Genomic DNA, 20,235 nt, shown 5'->3' with positions numbered 1-20,235 from the left:
CGGTGCCGGCGGCGTGCGGCCTACGATGGAGTACGTGACATCACTCGATGAGCTGCCCCTCCGCGACGATCTGCGCGGGCTCACACCGTACGGCGCTCCGCAGGCGCCGCTGCCGGTCGCGCTGAACGTCAACGAGAACACCCATCCGGTGCCCGACGAGGTCGCGAGCGACATCCTCGACGAGATCGCGCTCGCGCTGCGTGACGTCAACCGCTACCCGGATCGGGAGTTCACCGCGCTGCGCGAGGGGTTCGCCGACTACCTCGGGCACGGTCTGACGCCCGAGCAGATCTGGGCGGGCAACGGCTCGAACGAGGTGCTGCAGCACATCATGCAGGCGTTCGCCGGCCCCGGCCGCGCGGCGTTCGGCTTCGCGCCCACCTATTCGATGTATCCGCTGATCACGCAGGGCACCGGCGCTCGCTGGATCGCCGGCACCCGCAACGACGACTACACCGTCGACCCCGAGGACGCGGCACGCCAGGTGAGCGAGGCGGACCCCGACGTGGTGCTGCTGTGCTCGCCTAACAACCCCACCGGCACGCCGCTGGGTCTCGACGTCATCGAGGCCGTCTACGCGGCGGCACGCGGCGTGGTGATCGTCGACGAGGCGTACCAGGAGTTCGCCCCGCACGATGCGCCGTCGGCGCTGACGCTGCTCGAGGGCCGTCCGCGGCTCGCCGTCTCGCGCACGATGAGCAAGGCGTTCGCGTTCGCGGGCGCCCGCGTCGGGTACCTGGCCGCCGACCCGGCGTTCATCGACGCGCTGCGCCTCGTGCGATTGCCGTACCACCTGAGCGCTCTCACCCAGGCCGCGGCCGTCGCCGCGCTGCGCAACTCGTCGACGATGCTTCGCATGGTCGACGAGATCGTCGAGCAGCGCGATCGGATCTCGGCCACTCTCGAGGCCCTCGGCTACACGCCGCACGCATCGTGGTCGAACTTCGTGCTGTTCGGCGGAGTGGACGACCCGAAGGCGGTGTGGCAGGCGCTCTACGACCAGGGGGTGCTCGTCCGCGACGTCGGCATCTCTCACCACCTTCGCGTCACGGCCGGAACCGAAGCCGAGACCACCGCATTCCTGGAAGCCCTCGCGTCGATTGGATCGTCGTCATGACCGACCGCACCGCACGTCGTACCCGCAGCACCTCCGAGTCCACCGTCGAGGTCGAGGTGAATCTCGACGGCACCGGCCGCAGCGACATCGACACCTCCGTGCCGTTCTTCGACCACATGCTGACCGCCTTCGCGAAGCACTCCCTCACCGACCTCACCGTGCGCGCCACGGGTGACACGCACATCGACGCGCACCACACGGTCGAGGACATCTCGATCGTGCTCGGGCAGGCCATCCGCGAGGCGCTCGGCGACAAGGCCGGCATCTCCCGGTACGGCGACGCGCTCGTGCCGCTCGATGAGGCGCTCGCGCAGGCCGTCGTCGACATCTCAGGCCGCCCGTTCCTCGTGCACGAGGGTGAGCCGGCCGGGTTCGAGTTCCACCTCATCGGCGGTCACTTCACCGGATCCCTGGTGCGTCACGTCTTCGAGGCCATCACGTTCCACGCCGCTCTCACCGTGCACGTGCGCGTGATCGGAGGCCGCGACCCGCACCACATCGCCGAGGCCGAGTTCAAGGCCTTCGCGCGCGCCTTCCGGCAGGCCAAGGCCCTCGACCCGCTCGTCGAGGGCATCCCGTCAACCAAGGGCGCGCTGTGACCGCGCGCCGTGTCGTCGTCTTCGACTACGAATCCGGCAACGTGCACTCGGCCGTCAAGGCGTTGGCCGCGGCCGGCGCCGAGGTCGAGCTCACGCGCGACCGCGGGCGGGCGCTCGAGGCCGACGGGCTGCTCGTGCCCGGCGTCGGCGCGTTCGCCGCGGTGCGCGACGCGCTCGTCGCGCACGGCGGCGACGAGATCATCGATCGACGTCTGGCCGGCGGACGGCCGGTGCTCGGCATCTGCGTCGGGATGCAGGTGATGTTCGCGCGCGGAGTCGAGCGCGGCCGTCCCGCCGACGGCCTGGGGGAGTGGCCGGGCACGGTGACCGAGCTCGATGCCCCCGTGCTGCCGCACATGGGCTGGAACACCGTGGAGCCGGGCGAGGGCAGCGTGCTCTTCCGCGGCATCGAGCGGGAGCGCTTCTATTTCGTGCACTCGTATGCAGCGAAGACCTGGGAGCTCGATGTCATCCCGCCCTTCCCGCAGCCGGCGGTCACCTGGGCCACCCACGGCGAGCGGTTCATCGCAGCCGTCGAGAACGGGCCCCTCGCGGCTACCCAGTTCCATCCCGAGAAGTCCGGGGATGCGGGCATCCGGCTGCTGCGTAACTGGGTCGAATCGCTCTGAGCCCGCGGCAGCAGCGGCGCCACGGGCATCCTGGGACGGACCCGCCTGACGTCAGAGTCCGCGCGCGACCGCCGCACCCGCTGCAAGCCATGCCGTCTGCGTGGCGGGAGCGAGGGCGCTCAGGCGAAGGTGACCGTCGACCATCTCGTGATCGAACGGGATGGAGACGACGTCGCGCGCGAGGTCGCGGTAGCCGGTGACCACCTGCTCGACGTCGGCCGGGGTCGCCTTGCGGTCGGCCTGCGTCACGACCACCACCGATCGGCGGGCGAGGTCGGCCGATCGCTCGTCGCGCTCCTCGAGCGCCTCCAGCAGCAGTGCGCCCGCCTCGGCGTGATCGTCCCGGGTCGTGGTCGCCACGACGATCTGATCGGCATGGTCGATCATCCTCAGCCACATCGGGTCCGACTCGTCGTTGCCCGAGTCGATGATGATCAGGCGATAGTACTTCGCGGCCACCGCGTGGATCGCGTCGATATCGGACGAGTGCAGTCGGTTCTCCTGCGCGAGCCGCATCGGCTTCGAACGCAGCACGTCGTACTTCTCCCGCACCTGGTGGTGCACGAAATGGGCGAGGTCGGCAGACTGCGCGCCGGCGCCGAGCAGGCGATCCGCCTCAGGGAGCAGTTCAAACAGGGTGCGGTCATGCGGGCCGGTGTCGGTGCGCCAGCCGAGCGTGCCGCGGGTCTGATTGTTGTCCCACGCGAGCACTCCGGCGCCTCCGAAGCGCGCGAACACCGCCGAGAGCAGAACCGTCGTGGGGGTCTTGCCCGCACCGCCCTTGCCGTTCACCACGGCGATCGTGCGCGGCCCCGGCCAGTGCTGGCCGACCAGCGTCTCGTTGTCGCGTATCGCGCGCTCGGCGACTCCCGGCGCGAGGGAGAACCCCAGCCGGTTCAGCATGCCGCGGGCACCGCTTCTCGCAGGCTCCTCGTGGCGCTCCTGCTGAAGGAACGACGGGCGCTCGCGCTGCTCGCGCCGTGACGAGCGCGGCGCCGCGTCGGCAGCGGGCTGCGGCTCGGCTGCCGGGGCGCCCCGGTGGTAGCGGGGCGTCGCGACGAGCCCGTCCGCGGGCGCCAGGGGCACGTCCGAGATCATCGGCGCAGACGCCGTCTCCGGGGTCGCGGCGACGCGACGGGTCGTATTGGTGCGTCGACGCAGCGCACCCGCTTCGCTGTCGTTGTGCGCATCGGTCATGCGTCCCGTTCCTCCGTGTCTGTGCAGGTGCAGGCGGAAGAGACCGCCCGCGCGCCTTCGATGCTACCGGGGGCGGCCTGCGAGACTCCCGGCAGCGCCGTGTCGGTCGCCGTGGAACACATTTGAGACGCCCGGTCGGCCAGACTAGTGTTTTCTCTCGTGCCCGATCGGGCCGCCATCTTCCCCTTTCGAAGGACGACATGAACGACTTCGCACAGTCCCCCTCGCTGATCCTGCTGCCCGCGGTCGACGTCGCCGGCGGCAAGGCGGTGCGCCTGACCCAGGGCGAGGCGGGCACCGAGACGAGCTACGGCGACCCCGTCGACGCGGCCGGCGAGTTCGTCGACGCGGGCGCGCAGTGGATCCACCTGGTCGACCTCGACGCGGCCTTCGGCCGCGGCAGCAACACCGCGATCCTGCGCAAGGTCATCAAGCAGTACCGCGGCGTGAACATCGAGCTCTCCGGAGGCATCCGGGACGACGCGAGCCTGGATGCCGCCCTCGAGGCCGGAGCCACGCGCATCAACCTCGGCACGGCGGCCCTCGAGAACCCCGAGTGGTCGGCCGACGTCATCAGCCGCTACGGAGAGGCGATCGCGGTCGGCCTCGACGTGCGAGGCACGACGCTCGCAGCCCGCGGCTGGACCAAGGAGGGCGGCGACATCTGGGACGTGCTGGAGCGCCTCGAAGAGGCCGGCTGCAGCCGCTACGTCGTCACCGACGTCACCAAGGACGGCACCCTGCGCGGGCCGAACCTCGACCTGCTGCGGGAGATCACCTCGCGCACCCCGAAGCCGGTGATCGCCTCGGGTGGCGTCGCATCGCTCGACGACATCGCAGCGCTGCGCGAACTCGTCCCGCTGGGCGTCGAGGGCGCGATCGTCGGAAAGGCCCTCTACGCCGGGCAGTTCACCCTGGCAGAGGCGCTGGATGTCGCCGGCGACTGACGACTCCTGCGACCACGGGCACGGCGCCGCGAACAGCGGCGACTCGGCCGGGGTCCCCTGGGAGGGGCGCAGCTTCGAGGCGAACCCGCACGCCGCCGACGACGGCTCCGCCGACCCCGCACTGCTGGCGGCGCTGCTGCGCTTCCGCTCGGGTGAGGGATCGCAGGCGGAGGTCGTCGACGCCTTCCGCGCAGCCCGCGTGCTCGTGCCGCTCATCGCCGAGAAGGGCGAGGAGGGCATCGGCCCGACCGGGCTGAAGGTCGACAAGACGCAGGAGCTGTCGATCGTCACCGTTGCCGCTCCCGACGGCCGTCGCGTGCAGCCCGTCTTCTCCTCCGTCGACACGATGCGGCGGTGGGATGCCGCCGCCCGCCCGATCCCCGTCGAGGCGATCCGCGTGGCGCTGTCCGCCTCCAGTGAGCAGACCGATCTGATCGTGCTCGATCCGGCATCCGAGACGGAGTTCGTCTTCCGGCGCCCCGCCGTGTGGGCGATCGCCCAGGAGCAGCGCTGGGAGCCGAGCCACCTCTCACCCGAGGTGTTCACCGCCTTGCGCGAGAGCATCGCCCACGAACTCGCGGTGATCGACGTCTCCGTCGCCGCCGGCGATCCGGATGCCCGGATGCGCGGCCCCGAGCTCATCGTCACCCTCGAGCTCGTCGACGGTCTCGAGCGCGAGACACTCGACGCCGTGCTGGCCAGGCTCGCGCAGCGCTGGGCTGCCGATGACCGGATGGCCGTGCTCGTCGACTCGCTGACCGTGAAGCTCACCCGCTCCGCCGGCTGAGCCGCATCCTCGGCTCGGTCCGGTCAGTTGACCGGACCTGTCCACTTCTCGCCGGGACCCTTGCCGATCGGGTCGGGGATGACGGATGCCTCGCGGAAGGCCAGCTGCACAGAGCGCAGGCCGTCACGCAGCGAGCGCGCGTGCATGTCGCTGATCTCAGGAGCTCCGGCCGTGATCAGACCGGCGAGGGCGTTGATGAGCTTGCGCGCCTCGTCGAGGTCGGTCTGCTCCTCAGGCGAGTCGGCCAGACCCACCTTCACGGCCGCCGCGCTCATCAGATGGACGGCCGTGGTGGTGATCACCTCGACCGCGGGAACATCGGCGATGTCGCGCGTCGCGGCGCTCGCGGCGTGCTCCTGCTGCTCCCAGCGCTCGGGGCGGTCATCGTGGTGCTCGGCAGGAATCGTCACTTCGGGGTGCTTTCTGGTAGACTTCTGCGGGCTTCGGAGTGTCATGCTCCGATACGAAAGAGGATTCTGATCCCACCCGCGCTTGCCGTTCCAGGCTACCGGGTTCAGCACCCCGCCGGTTCCGGTGGAAAGGGTGTCACAAGCCGGTGTGTCTGATCGCGCCGGCGGGTGGGGAGAACTCCGATTTCGCCCGAGATGCGACCCGCATCCCGGTGGCCGAGAACCCACGTCTTAGGAGCTCCGCATCAGCGATCCCCGTACCAATGAGCGCATCCGCGTCCCCGAGGTCCGCCTCGTCGGTCCCGCGGGTGAGCAGATCGGCGTTGTCCGCATCGAGGCAGCGCTGCGTCTGGCCCAGGAGGCAGACCTCGATCTCGTCGAGGTGGCCCCCAACTCCAAGCCGCCCGTGGTCAAGATCATGGACTACGGCAAGTTCAAGTACGAGGCCGCGCAGAAGGCGAAGGAAGCCCGCCGCAACCAGGCGAACACCATCCTCAAGGAGGTCCGCTTCCGCCTGAAGATCGAGGCTCACGACTACACGACCAAGCTCAAGCGCGCCGAGGGCTTCCTGAAGGCGGGCGACAAGGTCAAGGCGATGATCCTGTTCCGTGGTCGTGAGCAGTCGCGTCCCGAGCAGGGCGTGCGTCTGCTGCGCAAGTTCGCCGAGGACGTCGCGGAGTTCGGCACGGTCGAGTCGAACCCCACGATCGACGGGCGCAACATGGTCATGGTCGTGGCCCCCCTGAAGAACAAGTCCGAGGCGAAGGCAGAGCAGAACGCGGTGCGCACCGCGAACAAGCAGGCCGCGCGCGAGGCGAAGAACGGCTCGGGCGCGGACTCCGGTCCGACCGACGAGTCCGCGGCGTAAGCCGCCCCACCGACTCCCGCTTCCGAGCGGGTACCCACCGTCGCCCGCCAGGGCGCCACACGAAGGAAGAGAAGATGCCGAAGCAGAAGACCCACTCGGGTGCGAAGAAGCGCTTCAAGATCACCGGCAGCGGAAAGCTGAAGAAGCAGCAGGCCGGCATGCGCCACAACCTCGAGGTCAAGTCGAGCCGGCGCACCCGTCGCCTGAACCAGGACCAGGTCCTCTCCAAGGCCGACACCAAGGTCGCGAAGAAGCTTCTCGGTCGCTGAGCGCCGAACGTACGAATAGGAATACACGAAAATGGCAAGAGTCAAGCGCGCAGTCAACGCGCAGAAGAAGCGTCGCGTCATCCTCGAGCGCGCGTCCGGTTACCGTGGCCAGCGTTCGCGCCTGTACCGCAAGGCGAAGGAGCAGGTCACCCACTCGCTCGTCTACGCGTACCGCGACCGCCGCAAGCGCAAGGGCGACTTCCGCCGTCTGTGGATCCAGCGCATCAACGCCGCTGCCCGCCAGAACGGCATCACGTACAATCGCTTCATCCAGGGCCTCGGCCTGGCGGGTGTGCAGGTCGACCGCCGCATGCTGGCCGACCTCGCTGTGACCGACGCCGGCGCGTTCACCGCGCTGGTCGAGGTCGCCAAGAACGCTCTGCCCTCGGACGTCAACGCGCCGAAGGCCGCTGCCTGATCCTCGCGATCTGACGGGCGTCTCCCCTCGGGGAGGCGCCCGTTTCGCGTGTGGCCGCCCCGATAGACTGGGGGCGTGCTCGAGAACCCTCGCTCTCCCCGCGTCCGTGCCGTCGCCAAGCTGACCAAGCGCAGCGCCAGAGTCGAGACGGGGCTGTTCCTGCTGGAGGGGCCGCAGTCGGTTCGCGAGGCGCTGCACTACCTGCCCGCCGCGATCGTCGAGCTGTTCGCGACGCCCACCGCCTGGGAGAAGCACGCCGACGTCCGCGCCCTCGCCGCAGAGCACGACATCGAGGTCGAGTACGTCACCGAGTCGGTGCTCGCCGCCATGGCCGACACCGTCACGCCGCAGGGGCTGGTCGCGGTGACCCGGCAGACGCCCACCTCGGTCAAGGACATCTTCGCCGGCTCGCCGAAGCTCGTCGCGATCTGCGAGGAGGTGCGCGACCCGGGCAATCTCGGCACCATCATCCGCGCCGCGGACGCGGCGGGGGCGGATGCCGTGGTGCTGACCGGGCGAACGGTCGACCCGTACAACCCCAAGGTGGTGCGCTCCACCACCGGGTCGCTGTTCCATCTGCCGATCTCCGTCGGGGGAGATCTCGACGATGTCATCCGGCGTGCGCACGCGGCAGGGATGAGCGTGGTGGCAGCCGATGTCAAGGGCGACGACCTGCTCGCCGCCCGAGCCGAGGGCGTGCTCGCCCAGCCGACCGCCTGGCTCTTCGGCAACGAGGCGCGCGGTCTGGAGGACGACGCGCTCGCTCAGGTCGACAGAGCGCTGCGGCTGCCCATCTTCGGTCGAGCCGAGTCGCTGAACCTCGCCACTGCGGCGAGCGTCTGCCTCTACGAGTCGGCCTTCGCACAGCGCGCCGAGGGCTGACCGCGCACGTCGCTGCCCCGGTCACGAATCGGTAAACGCGCGCGCGGTCACTGCGGGGCCGACGGCCTCTGATCTAGTCTGTGATCCATGGCAGAGCGCACTGACGCCCTCGTGGTGGTCGAGAACGTCCAGAAGCATTACGGCGAATTCCACGCACTCAAAGACATCGACCTGAAGGTCGACAAGGGCGAGGTGGTCGTCGTCATCGGGCCGTCCGGCTCGGGCAAGTCGACGCTGTGCCGCACCATCAACCGGCTCGAGACGATCACGAGCGGCGAGATCCGCATCGACGGCAAGACCCTGCCCGCCGAGGGCAAGGGCCTGGCCAAGCTGCGGGCCGAGGTCGGCATGGTCTTCCAGTCGTTCAACCTCTTCGCGCACCTGACGATCCTCGAGAATGTGACGCTCGGGCCGATCAAGGTGCTCGGCAAATCCAAGGCAGAGGCCGAGAAGGAGGCCATGGCGCTGCTCGAGCGCGTCGGCGTCGCCCAGCAGGCATCCAAGCTCCCGGCTCAGCTCTCCGGTGGCCAGCAGCAGCGCGTGGCCATCGCGCGCGCCCTCGCGATGCATCCGAAGGTCATGCTCTTCGACGAGCCGACCAGCGCGCTGGACCCCGAGATGATCAACGAGGTCCTCGATGTCATGGTCGAGCTCGCCAAGGACGGCATGACGATGATCGTCGTGACCCACGAGATGGGCTTCGCCCGCAAGGCGGCCAACCGCGTCGTCTTCATGGCCGACGGGCAGATCGTCGAAGAGGCGACGCCCGAGGAGTTCTTCACCAACCCGAAGAGCACCCGCGCCAAGGACTTCCTCTCGAAGCTACTCACCCACTGACCCCGCACCACAGCACAGAAGGAGAAGCACATGCGACGCACACGAGCTCTCGCAGGCATCGGAATCGCGACGGCGGCGCTGCTCGCCCTCACCGGCTGCAACAGCGGCAGCCCCAGCAACCCGGGCGGCGACGGCGCCGACGGCGGCGACAAGCCGCTGTTCGAGGTCGCGAAGGACGTCACGCTCGACGGCAGCCCGACCTTCGACAAGATCGAGAAGGCCGGCCAGGTCACCATCGGCGTCAAGGAGGACCAGCCCGGTCTCGGCTACCTGGACGCCACGACGGGGGAGCGCACCGGCTTCGACGTCGACATCGCCCGCTGGATCGCCGCCTCGCTCGGCTACGGCGAGGACGACATCGAGTTCAAGCCGATCGCCTCGGCCAACCGCGAGCAGGCGATCGTCAACGGCGACGTGGACTACTACGTCGGCACCTACTCGATCAACGACAAGCGCAAGGAGCAGATCGACTTCGCAGGTCCCTACTTCATCACCGGCCAGGGCCTGCTGATCCGCAAGGACGACCCCGAGGCCGACAAGCTCGAGGACTTCAACGGCAAGACCGTCTGCTCGGCGACCGGCTCCACGCCGATCCAGAACATCAAGGCGAACTTCCCCGAGATCAAGACGCAGGAGTACGACCTGTACTCCGCCTGCGTGCAGGACCTGATCGACGGCAAGGTCGACGCGGTCACCACCGACCAGGCCATCCTGATCGGCTACGCGGCCCAGTACCCGGACGAGGTGAAGGTCACCGGCGGCCTGTTCACCGAGGAGCGCTACGGCGTCGGTCTGACCAAGGGCGATGACGTGCTGCGCAAGCACATCAACGACCTGTTCACCGAGAACCCCGACATCTGGCAGGCCATCTTCGACAAGAACCTGGGCAAGTCGGGCATCGAGGTCGAGCAGCCCGAGGTCGACGCGTACTGATCACCTCTCGGGGCGGCTCTGAACGGGCCGCCCCGAGCACATCCTGAGAAGGGAAGACGGCGTGGACGTCATCTTCGGAAACCTCGACCTGTGGGCGGAGGCGATCGGGAACACCCTGCTGGTGTTCTTCATCGGCGGTCTCATCGCCCTCGTGCTCGGCATGATCGTCGGCGCGATGCGCGTCTCACCGGTCCCGATCGCGCGCGGTGTCGGCACGGCGTACGTGAACATCGTCCGCAACACCCCGCTCACGCTCGTCTTCTTCTTCTTCGTGTTCGGGTATCCCCAGCTGGGGCTCCCGGACCTCTCGAACACCGTGCTCGGCATCCTCGCCATCGGCATCTACACCGCCACCTACGTGGCGGAGGTGCTGCGCGCCGGCATCAACACCGTGCCGGTCGGTCAGGCCGAGGCGGCCCGCGCGATCGGCCTGCCGTTCGGGCAGGTGATGACCCTCATCGTGCTGCCGCAGGCCTTCCGGTCCGTCGTCCCGCCGATGATGAGCGTGTTCATCGCACTGCTCAAGAACACCACCGTCGCCGCCGGCTTCTCGATCGGCGAGCTCGCGGCCCTGCGCGCGACCATCAACGACGCACCGGGCCGTCCCGGCAACCCGATGGAGGTCCTGCTCTGGGTCGCCATCGTGTTCGTGGTGCTCGTGCTGGCGATGAGCGCGGTGCAGCGCCACCTCGAGAACAAGTGGAGGATCGCACGATGACCTCAGTGCTCTACGACGTCCCCGGCCCCCGGGCGATCGTCCGCAACCGCATCCTGGCGATCATCACGATCCTCGTCGTCCTCGCCGCGATCGGCTTCGTGGTCTACCGCATGTACGCGACCGGACAGTTCGAGCCGTCGAAGTGGTACGTGTTCACCTTCTCGAACGTCTGGATGGGAATTCTCGGCGCCCTGGGCAAGACCCTGGGAGCCTTCGCGCTGGCCGCCGTCCTCAGCCTGATCCTCGGGTTCGTGCTCGCGATCGGACGCCTGTCCGACCACGCCTGGGTGCGCACCCCCGTCGGCGTGATCGTCGAGCTGTTCCGGGCGGTGCCCGTGCTGGTGTTCATGATGCTGCTCTACTACGGTCTGCCCGTTATCGGCGTCGACATGGATCCGTACTGGGCGGTCGTCATCGGCCTCATGGTCTACAACGGCTCCGTCCTCGCCGAAGCGCTGCGCGCCGGCATCGAATCGCTGCCGAAGGGGCAGAAGGAGGCCGGTTATGCGATCGGCCTGCGCAAGAGCGGCGTGATGCGCCTCATCCTGCTGCCGCAGGCGGTGCGGGCCATGCTGCCGGTCATCGTCGCCCAGCTGGTGGTCACCCTCAAGGACACCGCCCTCGGATTCATCATCACCTACCCCGAGCTGCTGTACTACGCCAAGCTGCTCAGCTCGCAGCAGGGCCGCCCGATCCTGCAGTCGGCGTTCGTCATCGGCGGCATCTACATCCTGCTCTGCCTGGTGCTCGCCGGCATCGCCAAGTGGGTCGAGGTGCGCACGCGTCATTCGGCCCGGCTGAAGGGGTACACCCCGGATGCCGGTGGCGGCGACCCGCGCATCCACGGCGAGTCCACGGTCACCGAGGTCATCGCCATGCAGCGCGGAGCCGGCAAGTTCGACGCGGGTTCCGGCGTGCCGCCGGCGCAGTTCTGACGGCCGCTCGAACGCGGAAGGCGCCCCCATCGCGGCGCCTTCCGCGTTCCTGTCCCCGGAACGGGGCGGCGGCGCGCGCGCCGGTAGACTCTTCTCTCGTGTCAGACTCGCCCGAATCACCCCAGATCACGCCCGAGGCGGTGCAGTCCGCCGTCGACGCCGCGCTGGCCGCCATCGTCGCCGCCGCGACCACTGCAGAGCTGAAGGCCGCCCGTGCCACGCACGTGGCCGAGGGCTCGCCGCTGGCCGTGCTCAATGCGTCCATGCGTCAGGTGGCACCCGAGCACAAGGCCGAGTTCGGCAAGCTCATCGGGCAGGGGAGGGGCCGGGTCACCCAGGCCCTCGCCGCCAAGGAGGCCGAGCTCGCGGAGGCCGAGACCGCAGCCCGGCTCGAGGCGGAGCGCGTCGACATCACCGCCGTCGCGTCCCGCTCGCGGGTCGGCGCCCGGCATCCGCTGCCCCTGATGCAGGAGCAGATCAGCGACATCTTCGTCGGCATGGGGTGGGAGATCGCCGAAGGCCCGGAGCTGGAGCACGAGTGGTTCAACTTCGATGCGCTGAACTTCGATGAGGATCACCCGGCTCGTCAGGAGCAGGACACCTTCTATGTCGATCCCACCTCGCGTCACCTCGTGATGCGCACGCACACCAGCCCGGTGCAGGTGCGCTCGATGCTCGACCGCGACCTGCCGATCTACGTGCTGTGCCCGGGCCGGGTGTACCGCACCGACGAGTTCGATGCCACGCATCTGCCCGTGTTCACCCAGGTCGAGGGACTCGTCATCGACAAGGGCATCACGATGGCGCACCTCAAGGGCACGCTCGACCACCTCGCGAAGCAGCTCTTCGGGGCCGAGGCGAAGACGCGGCTGCGCACCAACTACTTCCCGTTCACCGAGCCGTCCGCCGAGTTCGACCTGTGGCATCCGACCTTCAAGGGCGGCGCGCGCTGGATCGAGTGGGGCGGCTGCGGCATGGTCAACCCGAACGTGCTGCGCGCGGCGGGCATCGACCCCGAGGTGTACAGCGGGTTCGCATTCGGCATCGGGGTCGAGCGGGCCCTGATGTTCCGCAGCGATGTGAAGGACATGCGCGACATGGCAGAGGGCGATGTGCGCTTCAGCGAGCAGTTCGGGATGGTGGTGTGATGCGCGTTCCGATCTCGTGGCTGCGCGAGTACGTCGATGTGGCACCGGATGCCACGGCAGAGGATGTCCTGGCGTCGTTCGTGTCGGTCGGCTTCGAGGAGGAGGACATCCACCGCTTCGAGATCACCGGCCCGGTCGTCGTGGGCCAGGTGGTGTCGATCGAACCCGAGCCGCAGAAGAACGGCAAGACCATCAACTGGTGCCAGGTCGACGTGGGAGCGGAGAACGGCGGCGTGCGCGGCATCGTGTGCGGTGCCCACAACTTCGTCGTCGGTGACAAGGTCGTGGTGACGCTGCCCGGCGCCGTGCTGCCCGGCCCGTTCCCGATCGCCGCGCGCAAGACCTACGGTCACGTCTCCGACGGCATGATCGCCTCGGCACGCGAACTCGGGCTCGGCGACGAGCATGACGGCATCATCGTGCTCTCCTCTCTGGGGCTCGACCCCGAGGTGGGCACGGATGCCATCGCGCTGCTGCACCTCGACGACTTCGCCGTCGACGTGAACGTCACCCCCGACCGCGGGTACGCCTTCTCGCTGCGCGGGCTCGCGCGCGAGTACTCGCACGCGACCGGTGCGGCCTTCCGCGACCCGGCTGAGCGCGACTTCGCCGAGCTGCAGCCCGGCACCGGGTTCGAGATCAGCGTCGACGACCGCGCGCCCATCCGCGGCGCGGTCGGCGCGACCGAGTTCGTCGCCCGCGTGGTGCGCGGCGTGGACCCCTCCCGGCCGACCCCGCCGTGGATGATCGCGCGGCTCAGCCTCGCCGGCATGCGCTCGCTGGGGGTGCTCATCGACATCACCAACTACGTCATGCTCGAGCTCGGCAACCCGATCCACGGCTACGACCTCGACAAGCTGCAGGGCGGCATCACCGTGCGCCGCGCCCGGGAGGGCGAGCGGATGACCACGCTCGATGGTCAGGAGCGCGCGCTGCACATCGAGGACCTGCTGATCACCGACGGCTCTGGCCCGATCGGCCTCGCCGGCGTCATGGGCGGCGGCACCACCGAGATGGGCGCCGACACCCGCAACGTGCTCATCGAGGCGGCCACCTTCGATCCGATCACGATCGCCCGCTCGGCGCGCCGTCACAAGCTGCCGAGCGAGGCGTCGCGCCGCTTCGAGCGCGGAGTCGACCCGCTCATCCCGTTCGTCGCGGCGCGCCGCGTCGCCGACCTCATGGTCGAACTCGCCGGCGGCACGCTGACCGACGAGGGCGGCGCGCTGTTCGCCGAGGTCGAGATCGCAGGAATCGACCTGCCCCGCGGCTTCACCCAGGGCGTCGTCGGCGTCGACTACACCGACGAGGAGATCGTCGCAGCGCTCGAGATGATCGGCGCCGAGGTGACCGACGCCGAGGGCGGATGGTTCGTCATCCCGCCGAGCTGGCGCCGTGATCTGACCGACAAGTGGACACTGGTCGAGGAGGTCGCGCGCATCCACGGGCTCGACCGCATCCCCTCGATCCTGCCGATCCCGCCGTCCGGCCGCGGGTACACCGCCCTGCAGCGCGGACGCAGGCGCGTCGCCGACGCCCTCGCCGCGGCGGGTTTCGTCGAGACCCCGTCCTTCCCGTTCACCACCGAGGAGCACAACGACCTGCACGGGTCGGCGAGCGGGGCGCACCTGCCCAGCATCCGCCTGGCCAACGCGCTCGACGGGCAGGCGCCGTTCCTGCGCCGATCGCTCGTGCCCGGGCTGCTGCAGACCGCGCACCGCAACATCTCCCGCGGCCTGGTCGACCTGGCGCTGTTCGAGGTCGGATCGGTGTTCACCCCCGAGGAGGGCGTCGAGTACGGCACCGACGTCGTCCCGCCACTGGGCCAGCGGCCGTCCGATGAGACCCTCGCCGAGCTGAACGCGTCGATTCCGCCGCAGCCGCGGCTCGTCTCGGCGCTGCTGACCGGGAACATCACCTCTCGCCAGCCCGGCCGCGCGGCCGAGCACGTCGACCTGGCCGACGCCCTCGACGCCGTGCGCGCGATCGCCGTCGCCGCGGGCGTCGAGATCGAGGTCACCCAGACGCAGCGTGCGGCGCTGCACCCCGGCCGCGCCGGAGCCCTGGTCGTCGCCGGCGAGCAGATCGGCTACGTCGGCGAGCTGCACCCGCAGGTGTCCGCCGATGCCGACCTGCCCGGTCGGGCGTACGTGCTCGAACTCGACCTCGATCGCGCCCTCACCCTCGCCGGGCACCGCGTGGTCGCGGAGTCGCTGTCGACCTTCCCCGCGGCGACGCAGGACGTCTCGCTCGTCGTCGACGCCGCCGTGCCGGCATCCGAGGTCCGGGCCGCCCTGATCGAGGGCGCCGGAGACCTGCTCGAGTCGGCGCGTCTCGTCGACGACTACCGTGGCGAGGGCCTGGGCGACGGGCAGAAGAGCCTGAGCTTCGCGCTGCGCTTCCGGGCGGCGGACCGCACGCTGACCGCCGCCGAGGCGAGCGAGGCGAAGATGGCGGGAGTCGCCGTCGCGGCGGAGCGAGTCGGCGCGAGCATCCGCGACTGATCCGCCTGGCACGCAGCCCTCCCGTCGACCGACGGGAGGGCTGCGGCGACTGCGGCCCTGCGACGCCCCGGACATGCGTAGGCTCGGAGCATGACGATCGCCGCCCGTTTCCGGGCCGTGCCGAGCCTGACCGGAGACGCAGCCGTCTTCGACGCCCGCGATGCGCCGGCGGATCCCGTCGCGCTGTTCCTGAGCTGGCTCGACGATGCCCTGGATCGCTGTGTGGCAGAGCCCCTCTCGATGACGCTGGCGACGGTCGACTCCGACGGGATGCCGGATGCCCGCACCGTGATCCTGAAGGACGTGAGCGAGCGGGGCTGGGCCTTCGCGGGCCACCGCGGCTCGGCGAAGGGCAGGCAGCTCGCCGACCGGCCCACGGCCGCTCTCGCCTTCTGGTGGCAGCCGCTGATGCGCGCGGTGCGGGTGCGGGGCCGGGTGGTCGAGGCCAGCGCCGACGAGAGCGCCGCCGACCTGGCCGCGCGCTCGCGATCGGCCCGCGCCGGCATCTCGCCGGGGGAGTGGATGCTGTGGCGCGTCGTCCCCGAGCGAGTGGAGTTCTGGCAGGGACGCCCGGACCGCGACCACGTCCGACTGGTCTACCGGTGGCGAGAGCACGCCTGGAGCCACGGCATCGAGAGCGCACGGTCGGGCGCCGCTGTGCTCTGAGCGGAATCGCTTCCGTCCGATCGGCCCTGGTGATGTCATGGCGGCATGACTCAGGTGCTCGTGCTCGGCGGAACAGGTTGGCTCTCGGGGCGGATCGCCGATCGGTGGCGGGATGCCGGAGCGGAGGTGACCTGTCTTGCCCGCGGCGATCGGCCGGCGCCGGACGGTACCCTGCTGCTCCGGGGCGACCGCGACGCCCCCGACGTCTACGACCGGCTCGCCGAGCACGAATGGGACGAGGTCGTCGACATCTCGTCCCGCGCCGAGCACGTCGCGCAGGCGATCGGGGCGCTGGGGGATCGCACCGCGCACTGGACGTTCGTGTCGTCTATGTCGGTGTACACCGACGATGCGAGCGAGGGACTCGATGAATCCGGTGAGCTGCACGAGCCGGCACGCCCGGGCGACGAGTACGACTACGGCGCACAGAAGGTCGCGGCCGAGCAGGCGGTCTGGACCCTGGGCGATCGGGCCTTCGTCGTGCGCCCGGGGCTGATCGTCGGCGCCGGCGACCCGAGCGACCGCTTCGGGTACTGGGCCGCGGCCTTCGCCCGCGCGGGTGTCGACCCGGTGCTCGTCCCCGAGCTCGAAGGACGCTGCGCTCAGGTGATCGACGTCGACGACCTGGCCGCATTCCTCACGGGCGACCGGCGGCAGGGGGTGGTCAACGCCGTCGGCGACGTGCATCCGCTCGCCGAGATGCTCAGCCGCATCCGCGCCGCAGCCGGGCACACCGGCGAGCTCCTCGAGGCGAGCGACGACTGGCTCGAGGCGCACGACGTGCAGTACTGGATGGGGGAGCGCTCACTGCCGCTGTGGCTGCCGGCTGACATGCCCGGCTTCATGCGTCGTGACAACTCCGCCTACCGTGCCGCCGGCGGAACGCTCGCTCCGCTCGACGACACGATCCGCGCGGTGGTTGACGACGAGCGGGCTCGTGGTCTCGATCGCGAGCGCCGGGCGGGACTGAGCCGCGACGACGAGAGCGCGCTCATCGCTCAGCTGACCGGGGCGTGACATCGGGCGTCATGCTCCGGGGGAAGGTGACGTGTCTGGTTAGACTCGGGCGCAGTGACACGGGGTGCCGCATCCGCGGCTGAGATCACACCCGTCGAACCTGATCTAGTTCGTACTAGCGAAGGGATGTCGCCCATGAGCGATCCTCTGCGTCCGTCCACATCGATCCCGGCTGAGGCCGCCGATCTCCTGACCCGCGTGAGGGCGACACCGCCGCTCACGCACTGCATCACGAACACGGTGGTCACCGGCTTCACCGCCAACGTCCTCCTCGCCGTCGGAGCGTCCCCGGCTATGGTGGACATCGTCGGGGAGGCGGGGGTGTTCGCCGGCCTGGCATCCGGTCTGCTGATCAACACCGGCACCCCGAATCCCGAACAGCGCGCCGCGAGCCTGGAGGCCGCCGCCGGCGCCGACTCCGCGGGCACACCGTGGGTGCTCGACCCTGTCGCGGTCGGCGTGCTGCCGGTGCGCACCGCCCTCGCCGGGGAGCTGCTGCGGCTGCGTCCGACCGCCGTGCGCGGCAACCCCAGCGAGATCCTCGCTCTGGCGGGCGCCGGGTCCGGCGGTCGTGGTGTCGACGCCCTCGACTCGCCGGACAGCGCGCTCGACGCGGCACGCTCCCTCGCCGACCGGTGGGGGTGCGTCGTCGCCGTCTCCGGGCCGACCGATCTGATCACCGACGGCGTGCGCGTGGTCAGCATCGGCAACGGCGACACCCTCCTCACCCGCATCACCGGCGGAGGGTGCGCCCTGGGAGCGGTGATGGCCGCCTTCCTGGGCGCCGGGCGCGCGGTCGGCGCCGATGCCCTGCACGCCGTCGCTGCGGCGACCGCCGTCTACACGATCGCCGCGGAGCATGCCGCCCGCGTCGTCGACGGCCCGGGCAGCTTCGCCGTCGCACTGCTCGATGCGCTCGCGGGGGTCGACCCGGTCGATGTCGTCGCCGAGGCGCGCATCGCCGAGATGCGCACGCGCACCGAGGCGGGTGCTCGATGAGCCGCGACCTGTCGACCTACCTCGTGACCGACGCCGGCCTGTGCGGCGACCGCGGCGTCGTCGAGACCGTGCGCCACGCCGTCGACGGCGGGATCTCCGTCGTGCAGCTGCGCGACAAGGGCGCCTCCGACGCGTCGATCGTCGAGCAGCTCATCGCGCTCAGCGAGGTGATCGCCGGTCGGGCGCTGCTCGTCGTCGACGACCGCGTCGACGCGGTGCTGGAGGCCCGCGCCCGCGGTGCGCGCGTCGACGGGGTGCACGTCGGGCAGTCGGATCTGCCCGTCACGGAGGCGCGACGGCGGCTCGGCCCGGATGCCCTCATCGGCCTCACCGCGAACACCCCCGCGCATCTCGACGCCGTCCGCGCGCTGCCCGACGGCACGGTCGACTACGTCGGGATCGGCGTGATCCGTCCCACCACGACCAAGCCTGATCATCCGCCGGCACTCGGTGTCGACGGCTTCCGCGCGCTCGCCGCGGACAGCCCGGTGCCGGCCGTGGCGATCGGCGGCATCGGCCTGGCCGACGTCGCGGCACTGCGTGAGGCGGGGGCAGCGGGCGTGGCCGTCGTGTCCGCGGTGTGCGCGGCAGACGATGCCCGAGCCGCCGCACGCGACCTGCGCCGTCGGTGGACCGGACGCACCGCGCCTCGCGTGCTCAGCATCGCCGGCAGCGACCCATCGGGCGGCGCGGGGATCCAAGCCGACCTGAAGTCGATCGCCGCGCAGGGCGGGTACGGCATGGCCGCGATCACCGCCCTCACCGCGCAGAACACGCACGGTGTGCGCAGCGTCCACGTGCCGCCGGCGGCGTTCCTCGGCGACCAGCTGGCGGCGCTGTCCGACGACATCTACATCGACGCGGTCAAGATCGGCATGCTCGCCGACGCCGATGTCATCCGCACGGTCGTCGACTGGCTCGCGATGCACCGGCCCGCCACCGTCGTGCTCGACCCGGTGATGGTGTCCAGCAGCGGCGACCGCCTGCTCGATGCGCGAGCCGAATCGGCGCTGCGCGAGCTCGCCCGCTTCGCCGACGTCATCACCCCCAACCTGAGTGAGCTCGCCGTGCTCGCGGGCCGGCCGGTCGACGGCTGGGCCGACGCGCTGCAGGCAGGGCACGAGGTCGCGGCGGACACCGGCGCCCTCGTGCTCGTGAAGGGCGGACACCTCGCCGGGCCGACCGCGCCCGATGCGCTGGTCGGAGCGGATGGTGTGATCGCCGCCTTCGACGGGCCGCGGATCGAGACGACCAGTACCCACGGCACGGGGTGCTCCCTCTCGGCTGCGCTCGCGACGCTGCGCGCCGCCGGGAGCGACTGGCCGGAGGCCGTGCACGACGCACGTGCCTGGCTCCGGGAGTCGCTGCATGCGGCGGACGCCCTCGACGTCGGTCGCGGGCACGGGCCGGTGAACCACTTCGCCGGCCTGTGGCGGCGTGCGGGCGTGCACCCCCGGTACACCCCCGAGCAGATCCGCGAGCAGTGGTGGGCGAGCATCGCCGGGATCCGCGGTGACATCGACGAGCTGCCCTTCATCCGTGCGCTCGCCGACGGATCGCTCGACCGCGAGCGGTTCCTGACGTACCTGGCACAGGACGCCCTGTACCTGCGCGAATACGCACGGGTGCTCGCCGAGGCCGCGCGCCTGGCCCCCACACCGGGGGAGCAGTCGTTCTGGGCGGCGTCGTCGCAGGGCTGCATCGCAGGCGAGCTCGAGCTGCACGCGTCCTGGCTGACACCCGAGACCGGCGTGACGGCCGAGACCTTCGACAGCGAGCCGAGCGCGGTGACCTCCGCGTATCTCGACCACCTGCGCGCGACGGCGTTCAGCGGAGACTATCCGACGCTGATCGCCGCGGTGCTGCCCTGCTTCTGGCTGTACGCCGATCTCGGCACCCGGCTGCACGCGGGGGAGTTCGGCGCCCAGGTGCTCGACCCGGGGCATCCGTACGCATCCTGGCTCGACACCTACGCCGATCCCGCCTTCGCCGAGGCGAACGAACGCGCGATCGACCTCGTGACGGCTGCCGCGGCGGCCGCCGACGACCGGCTCAGGCCCCGCATGCACAGGGCGTTCGTCATCGCGTCCGAGCACGAGCGCGCCTTCTTCGACCTGCGCTGATCCGGTGGCGCCGGAGAGCGCGGCATCCGCGGGATTTGCAGGTGCCTCCTCTCCGGCGCTACTGTCACGGCATGCCCTCGGTCGCACACCACGTCGCTCAGCGCTTCCTCAGCGCTGGTCCTGTGCGCCGACGCCGCGGCGGCCGCCGAGTCTAGGCGACCCCGCGCTTCCCGTCATGCTCGGCGGGCACGGCGCCGGCGTCGCCGCCCCGGCCCCGTTCTCCGCTCTCGCC

General features: G+C 70.4%; 21 protein-coding genes and 1 riboswitch. Of the genes, 19 read left to right on the top strand and 2 right to left on the bottom strand.

Features of this window, described 5'->3' with window-relative positions:
- Nucleotides 1-34: 34 nt before the first annotated feature.
- The 3 genes from V2S04_RS12700 to hisH are packed head-to-tail and all read left to right on the top strand — an operon-like array spanning nt 35 to nt 2,345.
- Nucleotides 35-1,117 (top strand): histidinol-phosphate transaminase, encoded by a 1,083-nt coding sequence (locus V2S04_RS12700; protein WP_413638812.1) that lies wholly within the window; start codon nt 35-37, stop codon nt 1,115-1,117.
- The gene (hisB, locus tag V2S04_RS12695) at nt 1,114-1,716 is read left to right on the top strand and encodes an imidazoleglycerol-phosphate dehydratase HisB (RefSeq protein ID WP_099196055.1); all 603 of its coding nucleotides are present in this window, start codon (nt 1,114-1,116) and stop codon (nt 1,714-1,716) included. The genes V2S04_RS12700 and hisB overlap by 4 nt, the downstream gene beginning before the upstream one ends.
- Complete coding sequence (gene hisH, locus V2S04_RS12690) at nt 1,713-2,345, top strand: imidazole glycerol phosphate synthase subunit HisH (RefSeq protein WP_099196056.1); 633 nt, start codon at nt 1,713-1,715, stop codon at nt 2,343-2,345. Before hisB ends, hisH begins: the two co-directional genes overlap by 4 nt.
- 51 nt (nt 2,346-2,396) lie before the next feature.
- Here hisH and V2S04_RS12685 read toward each other — a convergent pair whose 3' ends face one another.
- Nucleotides 2,397-3,542, bottom strand: coding sequence for a MinD/ParA family protein (locus V2S04_RS12685; protein ID WP_413638810.1), 1,146 nt, complete (start codon nt 3,540-3,542; stop codon nt 2,397-2,399).
- A 200-nt stretch (nt 3,543-3,742) separates the two neighbouring features.
- Between V2S04_RS12685 and priA the strand changes: the two genes are divergently transcribed.
- Both priA and V2S04_RS12675 read left to right on the top strand, forming a co-directional pair.
- A complete protein-coding gene (gene priA / locus V2S04_RS12680) occupies nt 3,743-4,489 on the top strand; it encodes a bifunctional 1-(5-phosphoribosyl)-5-((5-phosphoribosylamino)methylideneamino)imidazole-4-carboxamide isomerase/phosphoribosylanthranilate isomerase PriA (RefSeq protein ID WP_340088779.1) in 747 nt (248 codons plus the stop codon).
- A complete protein-coding gene (locus V2S04_RS12675; RefSeq protein WP_413638809.1) occupies nt 4,473-5,276 on the top strand; it encodes an SseB family protein in 804 nt (267 codons plus the stop codon). The genes priA and V2S04_RS12675 overlap by 17 nt, the downstream gene beginning before the upstream one ends.
- 23 nt (nt 5,277-5,299) lie before the next feature.
- Here V2S04_RS12675 and V2S04_RS12670 read toward each other — a convergent pair whose 3' ends face one another.
- Nucleotides 5,300-5,680: a DUF1844 domain-containing protein gene (locus V2S04_RS12670; RefSeq protein ID WP_413638989.1), complete on the bottom strand. Its 381-nt coding sequence runs from the start codon at nt 5,678-5,680 to the stop codon at nt 5,300-5,302.
- 250 nt (nt 5,681-5,930) lie between these two features.
- Here V2S04_RS12670 and infC point away from each other — a divergent pair, with 250 nt between their 5' ends.
- The 14 genes from infC (at nt 5,931) to V2S04_RS12600 (ending at nt 20,003) form a co-directional block, all read left to right on the top strand.
- A complete protein-coding gene (gene infC, locus V2S04_RS12665; protein ID WP_099196062.1) occupies nt 5,931-6,554 on the top strand; it encodes a translation initiation factor IF-3 in 624 nt (207 codons plus the stop codon).
- A 74-nt stretch (nt 6,555-6,628) separates the two neighbouring features.
- Nucleotides 6,629-6,823, top strand: a complete 195-nt coding sequence (gene rpmI / locus V2S04_RS12660; protein ID WP_071643619.1) for a 50S ribosomal protein L35 — start codon at nt 6,629-6,631, stop codon at nt 6,821-6,823.
- 31 nt (nt 6,824-6,854) lie between these two features.
- Nucleotides 6,855-7,241 carry a 50S ribosomal protein L20 gene (rplT, locus tag V2S04_RS12655; RefSeq protein WP_099196063.1) on the top strand — a complete coding sequence of 129 codons (387 nt, stop codon included), beginning with the start codon at nt 6,855-6,857 and terminating at the stop codon, nt 7,239-7,241.
- 75 nt (nt 7,242-7,316) lie between these two features.
- Nucleotides 7,317-8,123 carry a TrmH family RNA methyltransferase gene (locus V2S04_RS12650; protein WP_413638808.1) on the top strand — a complete coding sequence of 269 codons (807 nt, stop codon included), beginning with the start codon at nt 7,317-7,319 and terminating at the stop codon, nt 8,121-8,123.
- Between the two features lie 87 nt (nt 8,124-8,210).
- Nucleotides 8,211-8,960, top strand: a complete 750-nt coding sequence (locus V2S04_RS12645; protein ID WP_413638807.1) for an amino acid ABC transporter ATP-binding protein — start codon at nt 8,211-8,213, stop codon at nt 8,958-8,960.
- Between the two features lie 30 nt (nt 8,961-8,990).
- Nucleotides 8,991-9,893, top strand: a complete 903-nt coding sequence (locus V2S04_RS12640) for a glutamate ABC transporter substrate-binding protein (protein WP_413638806.1) — start codon at nt 8,991-8,993, stop codon at nt 9,891-9,893.
- A gap of 61 nt (nt 9,894-9,954) precedes the next feature.
- On the top strand, nt 9,955-10,611 hold the full coding sequence (locus V2S04_RS12635) for an amino acid ABC transporter permease (protein ID WP_099196067.1): 657 nt from the start codon (nt 9,955-9,957) through the stop codon (nt 10,609-10,611).
- A complete protein-coding gene (locus V2S04_RS12630) occupies nt 10,608-11,546 on the top strand; it encodes an amino acid ABC transporter permease (RefSeq protein ID WP_413638805.1) in 939 nt (312 codons plus the stop codon). The genes V2S04_RS12635 and V2S04_RS12630 overlap by 4 nt, the downstream gene beginning before the upstream one ends.
- Before the next feature lie 98 nt (nt 11,547-11,644).
- Nucleotides 11,645-12,694: a phenylalanine--tRNA ligase subunit alpha gene (gene pheS, locus V2S04_RS12625; protein ID WP_099196069.1), complete on the top strand. Its 1,050-nt coding sequence runs from the start codon at nt 11,645-11,647 to the stop codon at nt 12,692-12,694.
- The gene (pheT, locus tag V2S04_RS12620) at nt 12,694-15,198 is read left to right on the top strand and encodes a phenylalanine--tRNA ligase subunit beta (protein ID WP_413638804.1); all 2,505 of its coding nucleotides are present in this window, start codon (nt 12,694-12,696) and stop codon (nt 15,196-15,198) included. Before pheS ends, pheT begins: the two co-directional genes overlap by 1 nt.
- Before the next feature lie 90 nt (nt 15,199-15,288).
- On the top strand, nt 15,289-15,864 hold the full coding sequence (locus tag V2S04_RS12615; protein ID WP_413638803.1) for a pyridoxal 5'-phosphate synthase: 576 nt from the start codon (nt 15,289-15,291) through the stop codon (nt 15,862-15,864).
- A 45-nt stretch (nt 15,865-15,909) separates the two neighbouring features.
- Complete coding sequence (locus V2S04_RS12610; protein ID WP_413638802.1) at nt 15,910-16,881, top strand: NAD-dependent epimerase/dehydratase family protein; 972 nt, start codon at nt 15,910-15,912, stop codon at nt 16,879-16,881.
- A gap of 50 nt (nt 16,882-16,931) precedes the next feature.
- A riboswitch (TPP riboswitch) is annotated at nt 16,932-17,025 on the top strand.
- Complete coding sequence (thiM, locus tag V2S04_RS12605) at nt 17,017-17,880, top strand: hydroxyethylthiazole kinase (RefSeq protein WP_413638800.1); 864 nt, start codon at nt 17,017-17,019, stop codon at nt 17,878-17,880. It overlaps the preceding riboswitch by 9 nt.
- Nucleotides 17,877-20,003 (top strand): bifunctional hydroxymethylpyrimidine kinase/phosphomethylpyrimidine kinase, encoded by a 2,127-nt coding sequence (locus V2S04_RS12600; protein ID WP_413638799.1) that lies wholly within the window; start codon nt 17,877-17,879, stop codon nt 20,001-20,003. Before thiM ends, V2S04_RS12600 begins: the two co-directional genes overlap by 4 nt.
- Nucleotides 20,004-20,235: the final 232 nt, after the last annotated feature.

Origin of the sequence: Microbacterium sp. OR21 (assembly GCF_047306785.1) — a bacterium.
Taxonomy (GTDB): domain Bacteria; phylum Actinomycetota; class Actinomycetes; order Actinomycetales; family Microbacteriaceae; genus Microbacterium; species Microbacterium esteraromaticum_E.
Note: the sequence above shows the minus strand (reverse complement) of the source record. Positions and strands in the feature narration are given on the sequence as shown.

What these genes read in the sequence shown, in the direction of transcription:
- hisB (WP_099196055.1), top strand. Translation starts at nt 1,114, where the DNA reads ATGACCGACCGCACCGCACGTCGTACCCGCAGCACCTCCGAGTCCACC.
- V2S04_RS12685 (WP_413638810.1), bottom strand. Translation starts at nt 3,542, where the DNA reads ATGACCGATGCGCACAACGACAGCGAAGCGGGTGCGCTGCGTCGACGC.
- priA (WP_340088779.1), top strand. Translation starts at nt 3,743, where the DNA reads ATGAACGACTTCGCACAGTCCCCCTCGCTGATCCTGCTGCCCGCGGTC.
- V2S04_RS12675 (WP_413638809.1), top strand. Translation starts at nt 4,473, where the DNA reads ATGTCGCCGGCGACTGACGACTCCTGCGACCACGGGCACGGCGCCGCG.
- rpmI (WP_071643619.1), top strand. Translation starts at nt 6,629, where the DNA reads ATGCCGAAGCAGAAGACCCACTCGGGTGCGAAGAAGCGCTTCAAGATC.
- rplT (WP_099196063.1), top strand. Translation starts at nt 6,855, where the DNA reads ATGGCAAGAGTCAAGCGCGCAGTCAACGCGCAGAAGAAGCGTCGCGTC.
- V2S04_RS12645 (WP_413638807.1), top strand. Translation starts at nt 8,211, where the DNA reads ATGGCAGAGCGCACTGACGCCCTCGTGGTGGTCGAGAACGTCCAGAAG.
- V2S04_RS12640 (WP_413638806.1), top strand. Translation starts at nt 8,991, where the DNA reads ATGCGACGCACACGAGCTCTCGCAGGCATCGGAATCGCGACGGCGGCG.
- V2S04_RS12630 (WP_413638805.1), top strand. Translation starts at nt 10,608, where the DNA reads ATGACCTCAGTGCTCTACGACGTCCCCGGCCCCCGGGCGATCGTCCGC.
- pheT (WP_413638804.1), top strand. Translation starts at nt 12,694, where the DNA reads ATGCGCGTTCCGATCTCGTGGCTGCGCGAGTACGTCGATGTGGCACCG.
- V2S04_RS12615 (WP_413638803.1), top strand. Translation starts at nt 15,289, where the DNA reads ATGACGATCGCCGCCCGTTTCCGGGCCGTGCCGAGCCTGACCGGAGAC.
- V2S04_RS12610 (WP_413638802.1), top strand. Translation starts at nt 15,910, where the DNA reads ATGACTCAGGTGCTCGTGCTCGGCGGAACAGGTTGGCTCTCGGGGCGG.
- thiM (WP_413638800.1), top strand. Translation starts at nt 17,017, where the DNA reads ATGAGCGATCCTCTGCGTCCGTCCACATCGATCCCGGCTGAGGCCGCC.
- V2S04_RS12600 (WP_413638799.1), top strand. Translation starts at nt 17,877, where the DNA reads ATGAGCCGCGACCTGTCGACCTACCTCGTGACCGACGCCGGCCTGTGC.